Raw genomic sequence first — 21,686 nt, 5'->3', positions numbered from 1 at the left:
CTTAGAACTGTTTAACGAATGCTACGCCGTATACCCAAGGGCTGATATCGACTTCGCCAATGTCATTACCATTTAGGCTAGCATCTGTCTTGATATCCATATAGCGTGCATCGATACGGAATGCCTCAGTCGGGGCAAAAGGTATGTCAAGACCGACATGACCGGCTACGCCGACGCTATCATCAAGCTCTAAATCGTTGCCATTTCCAAGATAGATTCTTTCTTTAAAGAAAGTTGTATAATTGATCCCCACACCAACAAATGGCTTGACGTTCATTGGCAGGTCATAGCCATCGAAGTGATACTGTAGAGATAGCGTAGGTGGGAGATGCTGAGTTTTTGCATCAATTTTATTACCATCGGCATCGGTTAGAGTGATGTCGTGATGGAACGGAATCGCCGCTAGCAGTTCGACACCGACGTTGTCAGCAAAAAAGTACTCACCGCTGATAGTCGGACGGATATCATCATCAACTTCTACGGAAAGTGTACCATCTGCAAGCGTGCCATTATCACTTTTAGGGTTGACCATATGAGCGCCAGCAGCCACAGACCATGTACCCGCAGGTACGGCAAAAGCAGTTGTCATGGTAAATGCGGCAGCCACTAAAACTAGGGATTGTAGTTTCATCGTTTGGTTCCTTGGTGCAAAAATAGATTATCGATAAGCACTTAATGAGGGATGACATTAAATGCTGATATACAATGTTATCTTTATTGATTGCTCTGTAACATTGTTACGCTATTTTAACACTAAAACCATTTTGTTAGTAAGGTTTTAATTAAAAAACCTTACTATTTTTAAGGGAATGACAATGTAGAACAGAAACTTAATGTCCGTAAAAACATATTTGTTAAACAGTTCTCATTGTTGTAAGTTAGTAGTCAGGTTTATGTTCAGGACATAAACCGCGCCAAATGAATAACGAATAATAAATAACAAGGTAAAGGTATATTATGCTGGGTTACTGTAGTAATTCGCCATTGCGTTGTCAGAAAGCACGTTCGATGATCCTGTTAAATCAAGTGGATACTTATTGCCCAGAATGTGGTTTGTTTCTACTACCTGCTCAAAATCTCAGTCGGCAATTACGTGCCGACGAGCGATTTTTACAGTACACTTTTCTTATAACAGGACTGGTGTTGCTGGCTTGTGTCTACCTTTATTATCTAAATTTTGCATAATTATGATTTATAGTGAAACCTTTCGTGTTAATAAGTAGGCTATTCTCACCACTACTGGCTTAGAGGGCTGTTAATAAAAGTCTCTTTCTAAGAGCTTCTATCCAACATACGGTAATAAGTGCTTGAAAACCAGGATAAGTAAAAGATTGGTTACTGATATAGAGTGCTCTTTATACTGTTGTTGAGCGCGACAGTCAGGCTTTAATACTTTTACTTCATTATCACAAGATCGGTGTTACACCGTATAGGGACCGCATGCAATTCCAACATATACGGCGCTTGCGTATTTTCGTTTATAATATTTTGCAAAATGATGAGCATGACACGCTCTTTAGCCGCTATGTCGATTATTTTCTGATATTTCTAATCATGACTAACGTAGCAGCTGTGATTGCGGAGTCTGTCGATCGGTGGTATTACCCTTACCAAAATTATTTTACGTGGTTTGAAAACTTCTCTATTGTGGTGTTCTCTATCGAATACTTGCTACGCTTATGGAGCGTAGCCGAAGCGAAGCCGGATAATACGACTTGGCGTCAGCGTTGGCAGTGGTTAAAAAGCCCTTCTGCATTGATTGATTTGGTCGCCATTGTGCCTGCATTCTTGAACTTCTTTGTCACGATTGATTTACGCTTCTTACGTATTTTGCGGCTTTTCCGTATTCTTAAATTGACGCGCTATTTTGCGTCGATGCGTATTTTATTGGTGGTAATCAGTAAAGAAAAAGGCTCATTTCAAGCCGTTATCTTCATTCTAATTATCATGATTGTGACCGCTTCTAGTGGTATTTATCTGGTGGAGAACCATGCACAGCCAGAAGAGTTTGAATCTATACCCAAAGCGATGTGGTGGGCTGTGGTGACACTGACGACAGTGGGTTATGGTGATGTGATACCCATTACCAACGCTGGTAAAATATTGGGTGCAATCATTACGATACTGGGTGTGGGTTTAGCAGCCTTGCCTGCAGGTATTCTCGCCACGGGTTTGGCAAACGAGCTAAACCAGCGCCGTGAAGAACTAGAGCAGCACTTTCGTGAACAGCTGGTCGATAGCGATTTTGATTTGGTACAGAATCAGATGATGGTAGAAAAAATACGCCGTGAGCTTGGGCTAGATAAGGAACAGGCGCAAAACATCGTACTACAGGTATTGCGAGAGCAAGAGCTGGAGCGTCGTGAAAGAGAGGTGGAGTTACGCCAAAAGAACTTTTGTCCACATTGCGGTGAGGCATTGTAAGTAATATTTGTAGTAATTATAGTAAGTGAAAAATAATATCGATACATCACGCACTGCTGATATCCATTTTTCTTGCTTGCTGTGCCTGCGCAGACAGAGGCTACAAAAAATTGATATCAGCGATACTTTCGCGTTTTTACGATATTTTGACTACATTTGGAATTTGCAAAAATTAGAGTTTACAAAAAGGGTGCGACGTTATTAATACGTCGCACCCTTTTTTTTGTAGGGATAGATTGCTAAGTTGCTGACATTAAATCCCTTGCGGAATAGGGAGTGCGCGTGCCAATTCATGGGCGACTTGCTGCGCTGCAATGGCCAAATCTTCGGCTGGAAGCGGTAAATTTTGCAGCGTGAGATGCCAATCATCTACTTCTCGGCGCAAATGTGCCACCCAAAGTGTGGTGCAATCACGGGGCAATTGTTTTAGATTGACTTCAAAACAATGATTGCCCTCGTCATCGCTCAGATGAATTTCGCCTTTTTTGACTCTCGAAAACGGATGACCATGGTAAGAGTTGGCAATCATAGCAATATGAGTGATATGTGCTGGAATCTTATCCAAATAGAGTCTGATTTGTTCTTGGTCAAGGGGTGCCAAATACATGGCTTGATCGCCGCGATCTTTTCCATTGAGACTGTCACCTTGATGTTTTACTGATTCAGCTTTATCACGCAGCTTTTTGAACCAGACAATGTCGCTAATAGTGCAATGCTCGTCGTACAGCACACAAGCTAAATCAATATCAATCGCGCCTTCATTTTTTTTAAAACGCTTTAGCATACCTTTTGGTTCAGTCTTGGTAAACTCGTAATTGAGCGCAAAAAATAACGTTCCCGCATCCAACCCTAATCCTTTTAAGCTGTCCGATAGTAATGGTGACGGGGAAGTGGTCGACATAGTATTCCTTGTTACTTTTGATGTTTTAAGTGACTTTATTTTAATTGCATATCGTTTGAGTTAAGCCTTGTACTCAATCATCACGATTGATTATTCAGTGTTTCATCCAAGACGGTTTTATCCAAGACGGTTTTATCCAAGACGGCTTGATACAGCAGTTCAGGCTTGGCATTTAAGAGACCACTGCCAAAACCGCGCAACCACCAGACCAGCTGCGAGGTCAAATTCACTGTTGCTTGAATGGTCAGTGTGTCATCATCATTTAACGTGACCGTTTGATCATCGCTAAGCTTGCTTTCGGTTAGGCTCTTGCCCGCTTGTTTGGTGAATTGTAGCTCAATAGGCGTATTTTTGCCATGATCGGCTAGCTCACGAAATAATGGATGGCTAAAGCCCATGCCACCAGCATCTAGATAGGTGTCTAGTTGGAATGCGTCGGGCGTTTTCGCCGAACTCTCAAGAATCTCGACGCTGGCAAACCGATGCAAGGCAAAGGTGCGAATGACAGTCTCTGGATCATCCGTGCGAGTTGCCAGTAAGTAAATGATGACGCCGCGTTGAATGATAGCGATGGGATTTAGGATGTATTCACCAGCTTGCGATTTATTGCTACGGGTATAACAGGCTTTGATTTGTAATTGATAAAAGAGCGCATGGTAAATGTTGTCTTTGCTATCCAAGTCAATATGTGGCGCGATTAGTGGCTGGGTGGCAGGCTCGATACGCACTCTGTCTATCCATGAATGAGTGACTTTGCTATTTTTTAGCTGCCGCCGTGCTAGGTCAAACCACGGAAATAATTCATCTAAAATAACAGGCGGTAATAGCTGGGTTAGGTTGGCTTCAACCATATTAAAGGCAACCGCTTGCGATAAATTCATATGCGGTAAGCTTTGTAATGGGGCATCATCGCACCAACGCCAGCCTTGCGGATTGGCATTGTTTTTTTCAATGGGAAAGCGTTTGGCGAGCGCATTTAAGTCGCGCTGAACAGTGCGTAGGCTGATATCAAAGCCCGCCATCATCAGCTGCTCGTAGATGTGGGTTGTGCCCACCCAACGATTGCGCTGTAGCTGTGATAGCACTTGCCATTGGCGTGCAGTTGTCGCTGCCCCGTGGCGATTATCACTGCTATTTCCTGAAACATTATTGTCCGTAGCCGATACGGTATTGGCAGTCTCAATAGCATCTGTTTGATCTTGGAGAAGGCCGGTGTCAGTAGAATGTACAGTCATTAAGCGATAACCTTTATGAAGTCACGAATCAGTTTTTAGATATCTTTATCGAGTCACTAGCCGTTTATCATCGCAGAAAAGTATCGTAGCGTCTAGGGCGTCTCATCATTTAGCCTATTGAGTCGTTAAGTGGTTTTAAACGGCTAACTTTTTCTATCAATCAGCTTGTACGGTATTGATGGACATTTTAGTATCATTATTATTGACCTCTTAATCGATGCCTTGATTGATGCTTTGGTTAACACCTTGATCGTCATTCATCGCGATTTCATTGTCCTCTTTCTTGTCTTTACGTTTCTCTTTTTTTCTCTTATCTTGTTTTTTTTGACGTTTTGCTTTCTGCTTTTTTTTATCTTTCTTTTTAGACTTTTTATCATCAATATCATCGTTATTGTTATCTTGGTTCTCATCCCATAACATCAGACGGCTTAAGACTTTGCCAAATAATGTCTCTTTACGATAACGGTCTTTTTTATTCATGGTATCGATAGGTAAGCCAGTCATCAGTGTCAATGCTTCACTTAGGGTATGGACACCATAAATATGAAATTCTCCCGCTTTGACAGCAGCAATGATATCGTCGCGTAGCATGAGCTGTTTGACATTAGCCATTGGAATGACCACGCCTTGCTGACCCGTTAGCTCTTGCTCGCGGCACGCATCAAAGAATCCGGCGATTTTAGAGTTGATACCACCGACTGCTTGCACTTCGCCCAGCTGGTTCATAGAGCCGGTAATGGCGAATGACTGATCAATCGGCACGTTTGCTAAGGCAGACAATAGCGCACAGCCTTCGCTGACGGTGGCACTATCGCCATCGATATGGGCATAGCTTTGCTCAAAAGCGAGCGAAGCACTGAAGTTGAGCGCATGATGTTGGCTAAATAATGCGCGCAAATAGCTGGTCATAATCAGCATGCCCTTAGCGTGCAAGCTACCACCCAAGTCTACGTCGCGCTCGATATCGAGAATCTCACCCGTACCGATATTCGGTTGAATGACCGCAGTCAGGCGGGCTGGCATGCCAAACTCACTATCGGCATAGCTGACCACGGTGAGGGCGTTTACTTGTCCAACGGCACTGCCTGTGGTTTGGATAAGCTGCTGACCGTTTTTGAGCTCATCCCAATAGAGGTCACGCAGGTATCCTGAGCGCTCGTCCATATCTTCAATGGCTTGAACCACATGCTTTGCACTGACCACTTCCTGTCCGCCTAAACGCGCATGACGGTTAGACTCGTGCAACAGCTTAATCAATAAATCACTGTGCAAACTTAGTCGATCTTGGTCCTCTGCTTGTAAGCTTAAATGCTCTAGTAGGGCGGCTTGTGCACTACGATCAAATGGGTAGAGGTTGGCATAATCAATGATGTCAGCCATTTTTGCGACCAGTGCCAATTCGTGCTCACTGCTGCGAACCACATCATCATGGAAATCAGCGCGTACTTTAAACACCGCATCAAACTCAGGCTCAAGCTCTAATAGCTCATAATACAGATCTGCTTCGCCAAGCAAAATCACCTTAATATCAAGGTCAATGGGCGCAGGTGCTAGCGATAAACTGCCTGTTAAGGTCAGCATTTGCTCAAGGCTCGAGAGTTTGATTTTGCGCGATTGTAGTGCGCGCTTAAGACCCTGCCATGCATAAGGATGCTCAAGTAAATGACTGGCTTCTAACAGTAGATAACCACCATTGGCACGATGTAACGCACCGGCTCGAATCATACTGACATCGGTGGTGACCGTGCCTAATTGGGTGATTTGCTCAACATGACCCAATAAGTTCAGATGCGTCGGCAAATCTTCAAAGACAACAGGGGCGCCGCTGTCTGGCGTGTGACTGACAATGACATTGACCGCATAGCGGCTTGGAGTCGTCGCCAGAACTGCGGTCACAAACTCTTCATCATCGCCATTGACGATGCGCTCGACATGCGTAACCATGTCGGCAAATACGGCTTTGAGATAATCAACGATTAGCGGATGACTGGAAAACTGCTCATAAATAGGGGTAAACAAAGGCTGTAGGGCACGACGTGCAATATTGCGATGCAGTGCTTCTATAGCGTCATTGGCTTCGTCCTCTAACTGTTCTAGGGCGATGGTCAGCTGACTTAGGCGTTTTTGCATATGGTTCTTTTGCACAAAGTTACTTAGCTCAGCTTCGTATTCACTATTGCCATATTCGTTATCGTCAGCAGCATCGTTGCTAGAAGTGGTGGCTTTCTTACTTTCTCCTATTACTGATGGGTTTTGACTGTTAATAGACGTTTTGTCATCTTTATTATCAGTATTATTACTTTGAGTCGTGGTTTGATCGGTTTCTGCTGCCAATTTGCTTGGATGGACAAACACTGCCTTGTTATCAAAGGAGCGAAACGTCAATGCCAAGTCATATTGCTTACCTTCCGCATTGAGCACCTCGTAGGCCTGACTTTCTTTTTGATGCGTGTCGTTTTTGATGGCCTCGATTTTGCTTTGATACTGGTCGCTACGGAAGCGTTGGCTCAGTCGTTTTTTTGCTTGCTGCCATAAGTGATTGACTTGCTGCTGTAGCAGTGAGGCTTGACCATCAGGTAGGCGCAAGGCTAGTGGGGTACGTGGATCGGTAAAATTATGCACATAGACCCAGTCATCCGGTGTGGGTGCATCGGCGGCAATACGCGTCAGCAAACGACTAATGATGGTACGCTTGCCCAAACCATTTTCACCAGCCGCAAACACATGATAGCCACTGGCTTTGATATCTAAAGCCGTCTGCAGTGCTTTTAGCGCGCGCTGCTGACCAAAGCCAACGTCCAAATCTGGTGCCGTGCGTGTGTCCGTCGGCAGCTCATTTGGTTCGCTATACCGCTTTAGTTGCTCAGCGCTGACAAGGCAGCGCTGCTTAACCTCAGTAAAGAGTGGGTGCGGCGTATCCAGTGTTGCTTGCTTGCCGTCTTTCGGCGCGTCAGTCAATTCAGCAATAGGTGTTACCATATTAGTCGTGTCTTTTTTATTAGCGTCATTTGATATTTTAGACGTAGGGGCATATTTTTGTTCGGTCATAGGCGTATGGTGTGTCGTCTTAAAAAAGTGGATTGTTTTTAGAGGGTAGAGTGGTTATTTTTTACACAATGTCTTTATGCTTAATTTTGTCTTTATGCTTAATTTTTTATTATTAATTAAAGACATCTTACAAGATATAGCGGTGTTTTAAATAAGTCATTAAACGCAGTTTTGTATCATAATTGGATGCGTCACTGAAAATAATGAATAAAAGAGCAGCCGATGGATGGCCAGTTTAATGCGATCAAAGCAGAATAACGCCTCAATAGCAGCGCAGATAGTATAAGATGTCTCACATTGGCGCAATCTGCAACTATTCAATAGGCAGGCTGCATGATAAAATAGTCGGTTCACATGTCAAAACTGGATAACTCGTTGTATGTCAGCTTCCGCTAAAACCACGTCATCGTCTGCTCGTACGGGAAATATTTCTATTGATCCTACGGGCTTTGTTAAGCTTGGTGCGCAATTGCCAGCGTTGGCCAATATATTGGCACAAGCGATAAACGAGCTAAGTCTACCCTTAAGTGAGACGCAGCAGCGCACGTTATTATTGTACTTAGACCAGCTTTTATTATGGAATAAAGCGTATAATCTGACCGCCATCACCGATCCAGAAGAAGCGCTGATCAAGCATGTGATTGATTGTTTGTCTATTATAACGCATTTACCGTCAGGCTCGCTGCTGGATATCGGCACAGGGGCTGGCTTGCCCGCCGTTATTATTGCGATTTGTCAGCCTGAGCGGCAGTGTACGGCGCTTGATAGCAACCAAAAAAAGATTCGCTTTATTAAGCAAATCAGTAGCGAGCTTGGCTTGAGCAATATGCAACCTATTGCCTCTCGTATTGAAGCGCATGAGGCCAGTTATGACGTGGTTACTTCTAGAGCATTTGCCAGCCTCATAGATTTTGTCGAAGTCGCGCAGCCAAGACTGGCGGATAATGGTTATTTATGTGCGATGAAGGGTAAAGCGCCAAGTGATGAAGAGCTACAAGCGCTAGATAACGACTGGCATATTAAGACGATTAAGCTTAAAGTGCCACGTCTGCATGACAGTCGGCATTTAATTGAAATGTCTGCTAAAAATGTCTAAGCTATGAGCACCTTGTAGTCGTGAAACATCGTTTACCTTGGTATCTAAATAGCATAATATCTAAAAAATCTGGATGCAAAGCGAGTTATTTATATTGTAAGTATCATTTGTATTATAGTGATAAGAAGCTTAACGCCAAGCATTGCGACTGCTTAAATATCTATTAATAACAGGCAACCAGTAAAATCTGGCGGTCACAGATATGCAGTACAGACAGTCGGTAAAATACAGTAAGTAAAGACCCTAATTAAATTGAGTGAGTGTATGGAAATCATAGCAATTGCGAATCAAAAAGGCGGCGTGGGTAAAACCACGACGGCGGTAAATTTGACCGCCAGCTTGGCTGCTAAGCGCAAGCACGTACTGCTGATTGACCTAGACCCACAAGGCAATGCGACCAGTGGTACTGGTGTGGACAAAAACGCATTAGAGTTGACCATCGCCGATGTGTTGCTGGATGGCGTCTCGTTGTCTGATACCATTGTTGTCAGTCCAGCAGGGTTTGATGTGATCGGTGCCAATCGTGATTTGGCTGGTATGGATATCACCTTGATGAGTAAAACCAACAGTCATGAGCTCTTTAAGACAGCGATGGCAGCGTTGGTCAATGATCAAGTCGCTGCGAACAAGCCCCCATACGACTATGTCATTATAGACTGTGCCCCTAGTTTGAACTTGCTAACGATTAATGCCTTGGTCGCCACTGACGGGGTTATTATTCCTATGCAGTGTGAGTATTACGCACTAGAAGGTTTAGCGGACTTATCGCAAACGATTGAGCGTTTGACTGAGCTCAATCCGAAGCTCTATATTCGAGGCGTCGTCAGAACATTATTCGATTCACGTAACACACTGGCTCGCGATGTTTCTGCTGAATTAGAAGCGCACTTTGGCGATATCATGTACAAGACGCACATTCCAAGAAATATCCGCTTGGCAGAAGCGCCAGCGCACGGCTTGCCAGTTATCGCCTACGAGCGCTGGTCAAAAGGGGCACGCGCTTATCAAAAACTGGCTGCTGAAGTGATGAAACAGTAATAAAAAAGTCGCTAGTTTTTTGTGTCTAAGCGCAAAAACTGGTCATAATGGAAAATGACCAAACAGAAAAATAGTATTAAACATCGTATTTATTATAGTCAATCTAAAATAATATCAATACAAGCAAACCGAGTGCTAGCGATACATTAGTATGGTCAGCGAGGTTGACAACGTAATGATTTTATAGTGGGCAGGCTATAGTAATGAGTAAGCCGCATTTACAATTATTTGGCTTTTATTTTAGCGTTAGAGGATAGGTAATCATGGCGAAGAAAAGAGGGTTGGCTGCTAATCGAGGCTTGGACGCCTTGTTAGGGTCAATCAAAAAAGAAAAGCAAATTACCGCCTCTGCCTTGCAAGACGATATGGCTGCGCGTGACAACACTTTGCCAGCTGAAACATCAAATACTGATATGCTCAACACAAGTGTGCCCGCCAAAACTGTAGGCACAAAAGCCAATGAAAAACCGATGGCAAATACCACAGGATCTGGCACGACTAACCGTAATCGTACAACGCGGTCACCGCGGATGGCTAGTAAAACGTCTGTCAATAAGTCCCGTACTGCTGGCACAGACAATAATGGAGCAGAAGACCAAATTAGCTTGGTACAAATTGACGTCACGCGTCTGCAAGCGGGTAAGTACCAGCCACGCCGTGATATGAGTGAAACTGCGCTGATGGAATTGGCGTCCTCTATTGAACAGCATGGTGTGATGCAGCCCATCGTTATTCGTCCATTACTGGCTAACGAAGACAAAAGCGAAGCATTCGTTACCCACGAAATCATCGCTGGTGAGCGCCGCTGGCGTGCGGCGAAAATGGCAGGTAAAGCCGTGATACCGGCGATTGAGCGTGCATTGTCAGATGAGCTGGCTATTGCACTGGCATTGATTGAAAATATCCAGCGTGAAGACCTGTCAGTGATTGACCAAGCCGCCGCATTGCAGCGTTTTCATACAGAGTTTGGTATGAGTCATGCGATGATTGCTGAAGTTGTTGGCAAGGCGCGTACGACCGTATCGAACCTACTACGTTTGAACCAGTTACATGACACAGTAAAAGACTATTTAGCAAACAGCGCCCTAGATATGGGTCATGCCCGCACGCTTTTGGCATTGTCCTCTGAGCAGCAGCCTATCATTGCGCAAAAAATCATTGATGGCGGCATGACGGTGCGAGAAGCTGAAAAGCTGGTTAAGTCAATTTTGCAGCCCGCCCCCAAAACCAACCGTACGGAAAAAGCACAGTCTCGTGACGCTGAACGTCTAACGCAAAGACTGACCGACATGCTTGGTGCTGAAGTTAAGCTTAAGCATAAAAAAGACGGACAGGGCAGTGTCGAGATATTCTTCCACAGCCAAGATCAGCTAGCCGCTTTGATTAAACATATAGAAGCGCAGGTTTGATAGTTTCCGTCAGGTTATAACAACGGTTCAAACCATCTTTATAAAACATATTTTTTAAAAATATAAAAGAGAGTCAGTATGTGGGAGTTGGTAAAGGCGGGTGGATGGCTGATGACGCCGATTGTGGTGTGTTCAATATTGGCGTTGGTCATCATTATTGAGCGTAGCCATACCTTGCAATTTAATAAAGTTGCCCCGAGTAGATTACGCGAACAGCTCATTACCCGTTTACGTGAAAATGGCGATATCGGGCGTACCCAGTTGATGAATGTCAAAGAAAAAACCGCTCTTGGTGATATTTTAGCGACAGGGCTGCTTTATCGTCAGTATGGATTAGAGTCGATGACGATGCATATGCAAAACCGTGCAAGTGTGCAAGTGCATCAATTAGAAAAAAACATCAATATGCTTGGCACTATAGGTGCGATTGCACCGTTGCTCGGACTATTAGGGACGGTATTGGGGATTATCTCGTCGTTCTTAGCGATTACTGATGGCGCGATGCAAGATCCAACGATGCTTGCTGCTGGCGTGTCACAAGCCTTGATTACGACGGCTGCTGGTATGATTGTAGCTATCCCAGCACTGGTTGCCTATCGCTATTTTCAGCGCCGTATCATTGATATCAACGCCCAGTTTGAGACCCAAGCAGGACTAATGATTCAAGAGCTGTATGATTATCAACTGTTTGAAAATACTTACAACCCTAGTTCAAAGGCCTCAGCACATCGTGCGTCATCGGATGAGACTGTAGGCAATGAACATTCAACCAGTGTTTTAAGCTCAGATAATGGTATTGCAATGACGTCGTAGTATGAATAATTTCATTGGTACTACGTATCATGATATGAATAGTCATTTATCGAAAAACTGAGTATTAAGCATTTAAAGAGGGTGATATGCGCTTTAGAAAACCAACCGTCGAGCCGCTTGAAATCAATTTAACGCCAATGATCGATTGTCTATTATTTTTAATTGTATTCTTGCTGCTGGCAACGTCGTTTAATCATTTTAGTCGCTTAAATATCATTCTGCCTGAAGCGGAAGGCGTGGCACTGACCGAACAGAAAAACAGCATCGAAGTCGCCGTACAAGAAGATGGCAGTTATTTAGTCAATGGCATTACGCTTGCTAGTAGTAATGAGGCTGAGTTGACCAGTATGTTACAGCAAGAGGCGGGTAGTAATCGTGATATGCTATTCGTTATTGCAGCAGATGCCAACGCTACCCATCAATCGGTGGTAAGAGTCATGGATATCGCTGGCAAACTGGGGTTTTTGAACCTAAATATTAGTACTGTTGTACCACTTGGTCAGCCTCTACCACAATAATATTTTTATCCTGTTTGTGCTGTGATTTTTAATTGTACTATTTAAACGTTTAAGCGCTGTATTATCACATCAATACCACTATAAAACTGTGCTACTAGCACAGTCCATTCATGTCATGACACTCAAATTGAGGCTTTTATGAGCCAAGCTTATCAACCGGACTCTGCAAAAACTTCTATTAAGAAAGTATCAGTGTCTTCAGAAAGTCCGCCTAAGCATAAAACATTACTGCGTCTACTTAGCTACCTAAAGCCATATTGGTGGGCATTGCTATTGACGGTCGTGGGCTTTGCGATTAATGCGGGGACAGAGATTTGGATTGCTAAGTTACTACAATATATCACTGATGCCATCAACCAAAATGATCAAAGCAAGAAAGCCTTATTTCCCCTATTGATCATTGGACTGTTCTTTGTACGCGGTGTGGGTAGCTTTTTGGGTAATTACTACTCTGCTTTGGTCTCGCGCAACTTGGTCTATGAGTTGCGAGTAGAGGTGTTCAATAAACTGCTGCGCTTGCCGAGCTCATTTTATTTGGCAAATCCCGCTGGGACTATTTCATCGAAATTGATATTTGATGTTGAACAAGTCACCGCCGCGAGTACAGACTCGATGAAGACGTTGCTGCGTGATGGTTTGACTGTCGTGGCGTTGATAGGTTTTTTGCTGTATAGCAATTGGCGTTTGACCTTGATTCTATTTGTCGTATTGCCGCCCATACTATGGCTCATTCGCATCGCCTCCAAGCGTTATCTCAAGCTTTCTAAAGGCATTCAAAAGACGATGGGCAACGTCAGCCATATCACCAATGAAGTCATCGGTGGCTATCAAGTCGTGAAAAACTACGGTGGGCAAGCGTACGAAGCTGAACGCTTTGATAAAACATCAAAAAAGAACTTGCGCCAAGGCATGAAAGTTGTCGTTACCAACAGCATCAATACGCCTGCGGTACAGCTATTAATGGCGATGGCGATGTCAGTTGTGGTGTGGCTCGCACTGAGACCTGCGGTAATAGATAATATTTCAGCTGGTGAGTTTATCTCATACATTGCAGCAGCAGGCTTGCTGAGCAAACCAGTCAGGTCGCTCACCGATATCAATCAAAAATTGCAAAAAGGCATTGCCGCTGGTGAGTCTATTTTTGCGCTACTTGATGAGCCAGAAGAAGAAGATACAGGTACAATAAACAAAGCACTATCAGGTGAGATGTTGTTAGAGAATATCAGTTTGATTTATCCTGATTCGACGGTCGCCCTGCATGACTTTACATTGAACATAAAAGCAGGTGAGACGGTTGCACTCGTGGGACGAAGCGGTGCAGGTAAGTCATCGTTAGTTAATTTATTGACGCGCACTCTAGAAGCCTCTTCAGGGCAGATTACGTTAGATGGTATGCCCATTGAAAGTATTAAGTTAGAGAGTTTGCGCGCCCAAATTGCCATGGTGAATCAGCAAGTAGTCCTGTTTAATACCACAGTTTTCAACAATATTGCTTATGGCAGCTTAGCTAATAAGACCCAAGCTGAAGTTGAACGTGCCGCAAAAGATGCCTTTGCTCATGATTTTATTATGAAGATGCCAAACGGTTATCAAAGTGAGGTCGGTGCTGAAGGCTTACAACTGTCTGGTGGTCAACGTCAACGCTTATCGATTGCTCGCGCCTTGTTAAAAGACGCCCCGATTCTAATCTTAGATGAGGCGACCAGTGCGCTTGATAATGAGTCAGAATATTACATTCAGCAAGCGCTTGATAACGTAATGAAAGATCGTACTACACTGGTTATTGCACATCGATTAACCACGATTGAGTCAGCCGATCGTATCGCTGTACTAGATGGCGGTCAGATCGTTGAGCTAGGGACGCATGACGAGTTGATGCAGATGCAAGGTCACTACGCGCAAATGTATGAGCGCGATTTTGAGTAAGATTATGAACGATTTTACTAAGGTTTGAACGATAAAGTGTGAACGAGCACTAGGCTAATAAAAAAGTGACCAATACGAATGAGCATTGAGACGACAGTGACGCGTGCTTGGCAACGTCAAGCCGCTTGGTTGTGGCTATTATTGCCGATTAGCTGGTTGTATGGGCTCATTACCATGCTGCGTCGTCAAGCTTATAAGATGGGCTTACTATCCAGTTACCGCGCCCCAGTTCCTGTGATGGTGATTGGTAATATCAGCGTGGGTGGCAGTGGCAAGACGCCATTAATTATTGCCTTGGTTGATTATCTACAAGAGCAAGGCGTAAAAGTCGGTGTTATCAGTCGCGGTTACGGTGGCGATAGCAGTCAAATGCCAGCTTTGGTCGATGCCGCCAGTTTACCCAATGTGGTAGGGGATGAGCCTTGTTTGATTGTCAATATGACAGATGCGCCCATGGCGGTATGCCCCAATCGTAAGCAAGCGATTACTACTTTATTAGATGCTCATCCTGACTTACAATTCATTATTGCCGATGATGGCTTACAGCACTATGCCCTACAACGTGATATTGAATGGATTGTGGTCGATTCAGCACGGGGCTTTGGTAATAAGCAATTACTCCCAACTGGGTTTTTACGTGAGCCAATGTCACGGTTAGAAGGTGCTACTGTTATTTATCATGAAGGGCCAAATAATAGTGCAGCGCCTCATAGTAAAAACACCGAGCAACAGTCACAAGCTGAGCATCTGTCCATGCACCTGCAAGCGGACGACATGCAATTATTATGGCAACCTTTATTAGCTGACGCTCAAATTGATGCGCCTAAAAAGGGCAGTAGAGTCCATGCGGTGAGCGGTATTGGCTATCCGCAGCGGTTTTTTGATACTTTACACTCGCTTGGTTTTGAGGTTATAGGTCACCCTTATCCTGACCACTATGAGTTTAGCTTGGCTGACTTGTTGCAATATCGCGAATACCCCGTCGTGATAACCACTAAAGATGCAGTAAAAATAAGAGCTTTGCTATTGAAAGCAACTGCGGCGCAAACGTTGAGCAATGACCATAAAGAGCTTGTAAATAGACTCTGGATATTACCGGTGACAGCGGTGTTATCGGATAGTTGTTATGACAATTTACAGCAGCAGTTAACCGTTTTAAATATTGATATGTCTAATAGTAAAAAGCTGTAAATCTTAGAATTTAAATGATTTTGTAGGAATAAACTATGTCGCCCATCATTACGCCCGCCAAAACGCATATTGTCGTTCCTGCTCGCTTTAAGAGTACGCGATTACCCGGTAAGCCTTTGTTAAATATCCATGGCAAGCCAATGATTCTTTGGGTCGCCGAAAAGGCGCAGGCAGCTCACTTTGCTGATGATATGTGTATTGCGACCGATGATGAGCGTATTGCAAAAGTGTGTATGGAGGCAGGTTTTGATGTGGTGATGACCAGCGCAGAGCACGCTTCAGGGACTGACCGTTTGGCGGAAGTCGCTGCCATCAAAGGCTGGGCCGAGCATGATATTGTGATCAATATGCAAGGTGATGAACCGTTGGTACCGCCGCTATTATTAGAGCAGGTAAAGGCGCTTTTGGTAGCAGACAATGACAGCGTGATGGCTACCTTATGTGAACCTATTGATGATCACGAGACTTTTATACGTCCATCAGTGGTAAAAGTTGTCAGTCAGCACGCTAATGATTTGCAACGGGCGCTATATTTCAGCCGAGCACCGATTCCTTGCGATCGAGATGTCGTATTGGCTGATGAGAGCCATAAGCAGCCACCCAAAAACGCTTATCGTCATTTAGGATTATATGCTTATCGCGTTAGCCTATTGCAGCAGTTTGTACATTGGCCGCAGACACCGCTTGAGATACTTGAAAGCTTAGAGCAATTACGTGTTTTAGAGAATGGTGGTCATATTGCTATTGCCACAGCCGCTTGCCAGCTGCCAGCAGGTGTCGATACTCAAGAAGATTTAGAGCGTTTAAATAGCATGAGCTTGGCGGATTTTCAAAACCCTCTCTCTCTAAATAGCCTAAGTAAAAACAAACTTCCTGCTAAGTGACACTATTACACTACCTAATCGCACTACCTACTAATTTATCAGGCACATTTATCAAGCATAATAGTCGTCAAGTACAGTCATCAAGCAAAGCTATAGAGCAAAATTTATGAGTGACCTCACAGAAAGTACAGGTGCATTAGATACATCAGATGGCATTTATTTTGCACCGTTACTGCCGTGGCAGAAAACTCTGTGGTCGCAGTTGACCAAGCGGGTGTCAACGTCGCAACAGTCTTTGCCTCATGCAATGCTCGCAGCAGGGATGCAAGGTATGGGCAAGCGTGCTTTTGTATGGCGTTTGGTCGCTTGGTTGTTGTGTCGTCAGCGTGATACTCATCCATTTGGCGCTTGCGCCGAGTGTGAAAGCTGCCAGTGGCTCAGATCCGGTACGCATCCAAGCTTACAAGTGCTTCCTATCGTCAGTATGCCGGTCAGTGTGGAAAACGCAAATAATAAAGAAGCTGCCAGTAGTAGTGCTAAAGACAAAAAATCTGCCAAAGCCGCTAGCAATAGTGCTCTTAAAATAAAAGTTGATGATATTCGTGCGTTGCAGCCTTTTATTTATCAAGGCGGGCAAGGGATGCGCATCTGCGTGCTAGATCATGCCGAAAAAATGACGGTTGCTGCTGCCAACGCGCTGCTTAAGACTTTGGAAGAGCCGCAAGCGCAAGTTCATTTATTTTTACTCAGCGATACGCCAGCGCAGCTTTTACCGACCATTAAAAGTCGGGTTCAACAGCTGCCACTTCAGACCATTGAGCCTGCTACTGCCGTTGAATATGTGACGCAGGCGCTTGGATCTACGGTCAATCGTGAAGCGGTCGGTACAGCGGCAATTGAGCAACTTATCCAACTGGCAAATGGTGCGCCTTTAGCGACGATAGCGCTGGCGCAGGCACCTTGGTATAGTAAGCGTGCATTGTGGCTGACAACATGGCAAGCGTTACGTAGTGGCAAACGAAGTAGTATCGCAGCCAGCGATTATTGGCAAACCCAGCTTAGTATCATAGAGTTTATCCAGCTGTCTGAGCTGATGCTGCTTGATATGCGCCGTGTTTGCTTGGGGCTGAGCGAACTGCAAAAAGATATCAGTCTCTCAGTAGCATTAAACGCTTATCAACCTACTGACAGTGGTTTAGAAGGTTTTGCGACTAGCCTACAGCAGACCAAAATTGCCCTACAACAAAATGTGCAAGAAAAATTCGCCTATGATAAGCTAATGCAAGAATTGGCCTATCTATAGTCAATCCACTGTAGAAATTAAGTAGAGCAGGACTAAGAAGATTAAGACCAAGATTAAGATGCTCACTTATTATTTGGTGATTTATTAATGCGTTGGTCTAGCTATGATTTATCATTTATAAAATACCTCAAAACTCATTTATAAAGGAAGCTGACTATGGCAATGCCAGGGCGTGGCGGGATTTTGACCTGCCATATGGAAGATATCGAAACGTTATACGCCAGCTATTTATCCTTTGTAAATAATGGTGCCTTGTTTATTTCCTCTGATCGCGTGCAAAAGCTGGGCGATGAGGTGTTTATTGCGGTGACTTTACCCAACTCTAGCGAGCGCTTACCGATGAATGGTAAGGTGGTGTGGATTAGTTCTAAAGTTCAAAGCGGTCGCCCTGCAGGTTTTGCGGTGCAGATTGGCACTGATATCGCAGGGCAAAGAATCAAAAATGAAGTCGAGCGCTTATTGGCTGGTAAAATTGACAGTTTGCAGTCTACTTATACCATGTAGCGTGTCTGTCTATTCGTGCGCTTATCTACTGAAATAACGATGAATTTTAAGATAGATAGTCAGATAAAAAACACCACCTTATATATGTATAAGGTGGTGTTTTTTTAAGTAAAATATGACTGGGTTGAGTGAGGCTAAACAAAGCAAGAGTGTGTTTTAGTAACGCGGCGGCACATACATATCGTCTGGAATCGGCTCACGATAATATTCATCATCACGCTTGCGCTCGGGTAGTTCTACCTCATCGCGCGGCACTTCTTTATAAGGAATTTGCTCCAATAGATGCGCAACACAATTTAGCCTCGCGCGCTTCTTATTATTACCTTCGACCACCCACCACGGTGCTTCAGGGATATGAGTACGCTCAAACATGGTCTCTTTTGCCTTGGTATAGTCCTCCCAACGCCGCCGTGATTGCAGATCCATCGCTGAAAGCTTCCACTGTTTAAGAGGATCATGAATGCGGCTCATAAAGCGTGAATGCTGCTCATCATCAGTAATTGAAAACCAGTATTTGACCAAGCGAATACCAGAGCGTACTAGCATGCGCTCAAATTCGGGTACCGACTGAAAAAACTCTTCATACTGCGCATCCGTACAAAACCCCATGACGCGCTCGACACCCACACGGTTATACCAACTACGATCAAAAAGTACAATCTCACCAGCGGCTGGCAAGTGCGCCACATAACGCTGAAAATACCATTGTGATTGCTCACGTTCCGTTGGTGCAGGCAGGGCAGCGACCCTACAGACGCGCGGGTTTAATCGCTGAGTGATACGCTTGATGGCACCACCTTTGCCTGCAGAATCACGACCCTCAAATATCACCACAATACGCTCACCGCGAGCTACCACCCAATCTTGTAACTTGATAAGTTCTCGCTGTAGTCGCACTAACTCTTGAAAATACATACGGCGATCGAGTCTTTCTTGCTCGCTCATTTCCCGACCATCAAACCGAAAGTCTCGCATGTAATCATCGATTTCGTTCTCAAGCTCTTCGTCATAGGTATCAATCAAGTCTTGATGCATCTTACGGCGCAGCTCATCATCAAAGACTTCCTTATCCATGCGACCAATAAAATTGGCCTGCTCAGATGAGGTGAGCTCATTACGCTCTTGCGCGGTCAATGAATTGGGTTCAATCGCTGAGGGTATTTTGCTCATATCAAGCTCCAGATAAATGATGTCATGGTTATTATTGATTATTCTTACTTTATCATATCTGCTAGCAGTGCTATGCGTTGGCTACGTTTCATTATTGTGTTGTCTGACGGTTTCTGACCAAATTTACAATTATTGATGGATAGAAGATAGGCATAAAAAAACACCCTCTAATCTATTGATTAAAGGGTGTTTTAAAACTCTAAACTATTTATTGCCAAGTTACCTCAGCTAGAAATTTACTTCTCTAGGATGCAAGTCACACCTTGACCACCCGCGGCGCAGATAGAGATAAGCACACGTCCTGAGCCTTTTTGATCCAGCAGTTTCGCAGCCGTTGCTAAGATACGACCACCAGTGGCAGCGAAAGGATGCCCTGCCGCAAGTGATGAACCATTCACATTGAGTTTGCTACGGTCGATAGAGCCTAGTGGCGCGTCAAGACCTAGACGCTCTTCACAGAACTTTTCATCTTCCCAAGCAGTTAATGTTGATAATACTTGTGAAGCAAAAGCTTCATGAATTTCGTAAAAATCAAAATCTTGCAACGTTAGACCAGCACGCTCAAGCATACGCGGTACGGCATATGCAGGTGCCATTAATAAACCTTCTGTTGTGCCAGATTTGCCGATGAAATCCACAGCAGCTGTTTCTTGATGGACGATATAAGCCAATGGCTTCAGACCATGCTCTTTTGCCCATTCATCCGTACCCAGTAGTACACAAGAAGCACCATCAGTTAGCGGCGTAGAGTTAGCAGCCGTCATCGTCGGGTTAGCATTCTTTCTGCCAAATACTGGCTTTAGTTTACCCAGTTTTTCTAAAGTGGTATCCGGACGCAAGTTATTGTCGCGCGTTAGACCTTTATATGGAGTGATTAGGTCATCAAAGAAACCTTCATCATAAGCGCGCGCTAGGTTTTGATGGCTATTAAAAGCAAGCTCATCTTGTGCTTCACGGCTGATATTCCATTCAAGTGCAGTGATGGCTTGATGATCACCCATCGATAAACCAGTACGTGGCTCACCATTTTTTGGCGCATCGAGTAAGTCTTTTGGATTTAAGCCCATTAATGCTTTTAGACGTTGTTTGTTGTCTTTAGCAGCACCCAATTTGATAAGGACTTTACGTAGGCCATCGCCAACTGCGATAGGGGCATCAGATGTAGTATCTACGCCACCAGTAATGGCTGAATCGATAAGACCAAGGGCGATTTTGTTAGCAGAAGCAAAGGTCGCTTGCAAGCCAGTACCGCAAGCTTGTGAGATGTCATAAGTTGGGGTATGTGGGTTCAGATCGGTGTTCAGTGTGGCTTCACGAGTTAGATTGATATCGCGGCTTAATTTCATAACGGCACCAGCGACGACTTCACCGATTTTTTCGTCTTGCAAATTAAAGCGCTCAACCAAGCCATTCAATGCAGCGGTTAACATATCTGTGTTGCTGACGTCTGCATATGAGCCGTTTGAGCGTGCAAATGGGATACGGTTGCCACCTAAAATTGCGACGCGGTTTAGACCAGAAGCAAGCTTCGTAGCGCTTGATTTTTTAGCAGAGGTAGCAGTCTTTTTGGCAGCAGGAGTATCGACTTTATCATCAGCGGCTTTTTTGCTGGTAGTGTCTTTAGCGGCACTTGTTTTAGTGTCGGTGCTGCTGGTTTTCTTAGCCGTCGCTTCTTTCTTGTTGCTCTCTGGCTTAGCATTATCTGGCTTAGTGTTATCTGATTTGGTACTGCTTGATTTGTTATCGGTAGACTTTACGACAGTGCTTTCAACAACAGGACTCTCAGGGTGATTATTTTTATTACTCATAATATTATCCTTAAAATATTGGCAGAAGAAAAAAAGAAAATAGCCCTTAAAAAGGGTGGCTAATTAAAATGTACTGCTTAAGTTGCTTGCAGGTATTACTTAATGATTTAATTCAATGAGCAAATGTTATCATTTATTATGCCGTCTAGCTGTGTATCATAAGACGTTTTTGCTGCCTTACTGTATGTCTTTAGCAAACTATGTGACACTTATTTAAGCTCAGTAATCTCTCAGTCCACTGATAGCTATAAAAGCAGCCATGATATTTCTTAGAATGATAACTTTCGTAGACTGGCTAGTATTGATTATTAGCATTGCATAACGGCACGTTTGATAATATATTGTTATCGATAAATGCATTTGCCATAACTTATAGGTCTGATTTTAGCACAACATGGCGATTTTTAAATCTAAAAAAAGAGACTGTCTTGTATACTGGCTTGTCTACAGATTGTTATAGACATTGTTGGCTTTTGGA

17 protein-coding genes are annotated in these 21,686 nt (G+C 44.1%); 11 read left to right on the top strand and 6 right to left on the bottom strand.

The window, feature by feature from the left end; all coding sequences use genetic code 11:
• Position 1: 1 nt before the first annotated feature.
• Positions 2 to 631, bottom strand: a complete 630-nt coding sequence (locus IOD06_RS01455) for an OmpW family protein (protein WP_010198177.1) — start codon at positions 629 to 631, stop codon at positions 2 to 4.
• An 809-nt stretch (positions 632 to 1,440) separates the two neighbouring features.
• On the opposite strand from IOD06_RS01455, the gene IOD06_RS01450 reads away from it, so the two are divergent.
• Entirely contained in the window at positions 1,441 to 2,424 is a 984-nt protein-coding gene (locus tag IOD06_RS01450; protein WP_194618711.1) for an ion transporter, read from the top strand.
• A gap of 253 nt (positions 2,425 to 2,677) precedes the next feature.
• On the opposite strand, the gene IOD06_RS01445 is transcribed toward IOD06_RS01450, so the two are convergent.
• From IOD06_RS01445 to IOD06_RS01435, 3 genes are all read right to left on the bottom strand, one after another.
• Positions 2,678 to 3,325: a TerD family protein gene (locus IOD06_RS01445; protein ID WP_010198180.1), complete on the bottom strand. Its 648-nt coding sequence runs from the start codon at positions 3,323 to 3,325 to the stop codon at positions 2,678 to 2,680.
• An 80-nt stretch (positions 3,326 to 3,405) separates the two neighbouring features.
• Positions 3,406 to 4,560, bottom strand: a complete 1,155-nt coding sequence (locus tag IOD06_RS01440) for a YafY family protein (protein WP_227669833.1) — start codon at positions 4,558 to 4,560, stop codon at positions 3,406 to 3,408.
• A gap of 210 nt (positions 4,561 to 4,770) precedes the next feature.
• Entirely contained in the window at positions 4,771 to 7,608 is a 2,838-nt protein-coding gene (locus IOD06_RS01435; protein ID WP_194618709.1) for an ATP-binding protein, read from the bottom strand.
• Between the two features lie 379 nt (positions 7,609 to 7,987).
• Between IOD06_RS01435 and rsmG the strand changes: the two genes are divergently transcribed.
• The 10 genes from rsmG to IOD06_RS01385 all read left to right on the top strand — a co-directional run bounded on the left by rsmG (position 7,988) and on the right by IOD06_RS01385 (position 18,230).
• Entirely contained in the window at positions 7,988 to 8,704 is a 717-nt protein-coding gene (rsmG, locus tag IOD06_RS01430; protein WP_194618708.1) for a 16S rRNA (guanine(527)-N(7))-methyltransferase RsmG, read from the top strand.
• 264 nt (positions 8,705 to 8,968) lie between these two features.
• A complete protein-coding gene (locus tag IOD06_RS01425) occupies positions 8,969 to 9,742 on the top strand; it encodes a ParA family protein (RefSeq protein WP_194618706.1) in 774 nt (257 codons plus the stop codon).
• A gap of 263 nt (positions 9,743 to 10,005) precedes the next feature.
• Positions 10,006 to 11,151, top strand: coding sequence for a ParB/RepB/Spo0J family partition protein (locus IOD06_RS01420; protein ID WP_194618704.1), 1,146 nt, complete (start codon positions 10,006 to 10,008; stop codon positions 11,149 to 11,151).
• A gap of 78 nt (positions 11,152 to 11,229) precedes the next feature.
• The gene (locus IOD06_RS01415) at positions 11,230 to 11,964 is read left to right on the top strand and encodes a MotA/TolQ/ExbB proton channel family protein (RefSeq protein WP_194618702.1); all 735 of its coding nucleotides are present in this window, start codon (positions 11,230 to 11,232) and stop codon (positions 11,962 to 11,964) included.
• Between the two features lie 86 nt (positions 11,965 to 12,050).
• Positions 12,051 to 12,482 (top strand): biopolymer transporter ExbD, encoded by a 432-nt coding sequence (locus IOD06_RS01410; protein ID WP_010198193.1) that lies wholly within the window; start codon positions 12,051 to 12,053, stop codon positions 12,480 to 12,482.
• Between the two features lie 138 nt (positions 12,483 to 12,620).
• A complete protein-coding gene (msbA, locus tag IOD06_RS01405; RefSeq protein ID WP_194618700.1) occupies positions 12,621 to 14,408 on the top strand; it encodes a lipid A export permease/ATP-binding protein MsbA in 1,788 nt (595 codons plus the stop codon).
• A gap of 78 nt (positions 14,409 to 14,486) precedes the next feature.
• On the top strand, positions 14,487 to 15,599 hold the full coding sequence (gene lpxK / locus IOD06_RS01400) for a tetraacyldisaccharide 4'-kinase (RefSeq protein WP_194618698.1): 1,113 nt from the start codon (positions 14,487 to 14,489) through the stop codon (positions 15,597 to 15,599).
• A 35-nt stretch (positions 15,600 to 15,634) separates the two neighbouring features.
• Positions 15,635 to 16,483, top strand: a complete 849-nt coding sequence (gene kdsB / locus IOD06_RS01395; RefSeq protein WP_194618696.1) for a 3-deoxy-manno-octulosonate cytidylyltransferase — start codon at positions 15,635 to 15,637, stop codon at positions 16,481 to 16,483.
• Between the two features lie 106 nt (positions 16,484 to 16,589).
• Positions 16,590 to 17,726, top strand: coding sequence for a DNA polymerase III subunit delta' (locus IOD06_RS01390; protein ID WP_194618694.1), 1,137 nt, complete (start codon positions 16,590 to 16,592; stop codon positions 17,724 to 17,726).
• A gap of 156 nt (positions 17,727 to 17,882) precedes the next feature.
• Positions 17,883 to 18,230 (top strand): PilZ domain-containing protein, encoded by a 348-nt coding sequence (locus tag IOD06_RS01385; RefSeq protein ID WP_189581546.1) that lies wholly within the window; start codon positions 17,883 to 17,885, stop codon positions 18,228 to 18,230.
• A 156-nt stretch (positions 18,231 to 18,386) separates the two neighbouring features.
• On the opposite strand, the gene ppk2 is transcribed toward IOD06_RS01385, so the two are convergent.
• Together ppk2 and IOD06_RS01375 are read right to left on the bottom strand one after the other, a co-directional pair.
• Positions 18,387 to 19,400 (bottom strand): polyphosphate kinase 2, encoded by a 1,014-nt coding sequence (gene ppk2 / locus IOD06_RS01380; RefSeq protein ID WP_228293107.1) that lies wholly within the window; start codon positions 19,398 to 19,400, stop codon positions 18,387 to 18,389.
• A 236-nt stretch (positions 19,401 to 19,636) separates the two neighbouring features.
• On the bottom strand, positions 19,637 to 21,208 hold the full coding sequence (locus IOD06_RS01375) for an acetyl-CoA C-acetyltransferase (RefSeq protein WP_194618692.1): 1,572 nt from the start codon (positions 21,206 to 21,208) through the stop codon (positions 19,637 to 19,639).
• Positions 21,209 to 21,686 lie beyond the last annotated feature (478 nt).

It is taken from the genome of Psychrobacter sp. N25K4-3-2 (genome assembly GCF_015351755.1).
Lineage (GTDB): Bacteria > Pseudomonadota > Gammaproteobacteria > Pseudomonadales > Moraxellaceae > Psychrobacter > Psychrobacter glaciei.
Note: the sequence above shows the minus strand (reverse complement) of the source record. Positions and strands in the feature narration are given on the sequence as shown.

Excerpts from the sequence above, each read along its gene's own strand:
- IOD06_RS01445 (WP_010198180.1), bottom strand. The coding sequence starts at position 3,325 with ATGTCGACCACTTCCCCGTCACCATTACTATCGGACAGCTTAAAAGGA.
- ppk2 (WP_228293107.1), bottom strand. The coding sequence starts at position 19,400 with ATGAGCAAAATACCCTCAGCGATTGAACCCAATTCATTGACCGCGCAA.
- lpxK (WP_194618698.1), top strand. The coding sequence starts at position 14,487 with ATGAGCATTGAGACGACAGTGACGCGTGCTTGGCAACGTCAAGCCGCT.
- IOD06_RS01385 (WP_189581546.1), top strand. The coding sequence starts at position 17,883 with ATGGCAATGCCAGGGCGTGGCGGGATTTTGACCTGCCATATGGAAGAT.
- IOD06_RS01415 (WP_194618702.1), top strand. The coding sequence starts at position 11,230 with ATGTGGGAGTTGGTAAAGGCGGGTGGATGGCTGATGACGCCGATTGTG.
- IOD06_RS01455 (WP_010198177.1), bottom strand. The coding sequence starts at position 631 with ATGAAACTACAATCCCTAGTTTTAGTGGCTGCCGCATTTACCATGACA.
- IOD06_RS01375 (WP_194618692.1), bottom strand. The coding sequence starts at position 21,208 with ATGAGTAATAAAAATAATCACCCTGAGAGTCCTGTTGTTGAAAGCACT.
- msbA (WP_194618700.1), top strand. The coding sequence starts at position 12,621 with ATGAGCCAAGCTTATCAACCGGACTCTGCAAAAACTTCTATTAAGAAA.
- IOD06_RS01450 (WP_194618711.1), top strand. The coding sequence starts at position 1,441 with ATGCAATTCCAACATATACGGCGCTTGCGTATTTTCGTTTATAATATT.
- rsmG (WP_194618708.1), top strand. The coding sequence starts at position 7,988 with ATGTCAGCTTCCGCTAAAACCACGTCATCGTCTGCTCGTACGGGAAAT.
- IOD06_RS01435 (WP_194618709.1), bottom strand. The coding sequence starts at position 7,608 with ATGACCGAACAAAAATATGCCCCTACGTCTAAAATATCAAATGACGCT.
- IOD06_RS01425 (WP_194618706.1), top strand. The coding sequence starts at position 8,969 with ATGGAAATCATAGCAATTGCGAATCAAAAAGGCGGCGTGGGTAAAACC.
- IOD06_RS01440 (WP_227669833.1), bottom strand. The coding sequence starts at position 4,560 with ATGACTGTACATTCTACTGACACCGGCCTTCTCCAAGATCAAACAGAT.
- IOD06_RS01410 (WP_010198193.1), top strand. The coding sequence starts at position 12,051 with ATGCGCTTTAGAAAACCAACCGTCGAGCCGCTTGAAATCAATTTAACG.
- kdsB (WP_194618696.1), top strand. The coding sequence starts at position 15,635 with ATGTCGCCCATCATTACGCCCGCCAAAACGCATATTGTCGTTCCTGCT.
- IOD06_RS01390 (WP_194618694.1), top strand. The coding sequence starts at position 16,590 with ATGAGTGACCTCACAGAAAGTACAGGTGCATTAGATACATCAGATGGC.
- IOD06_RS01420 (WP_194618704.1), top strand. The coding sequence starts at position 10,006 with ATGGCGAAGAAAAGAGGGTTGGCTGCTAATCGAGGCTTGGACGCCTTG.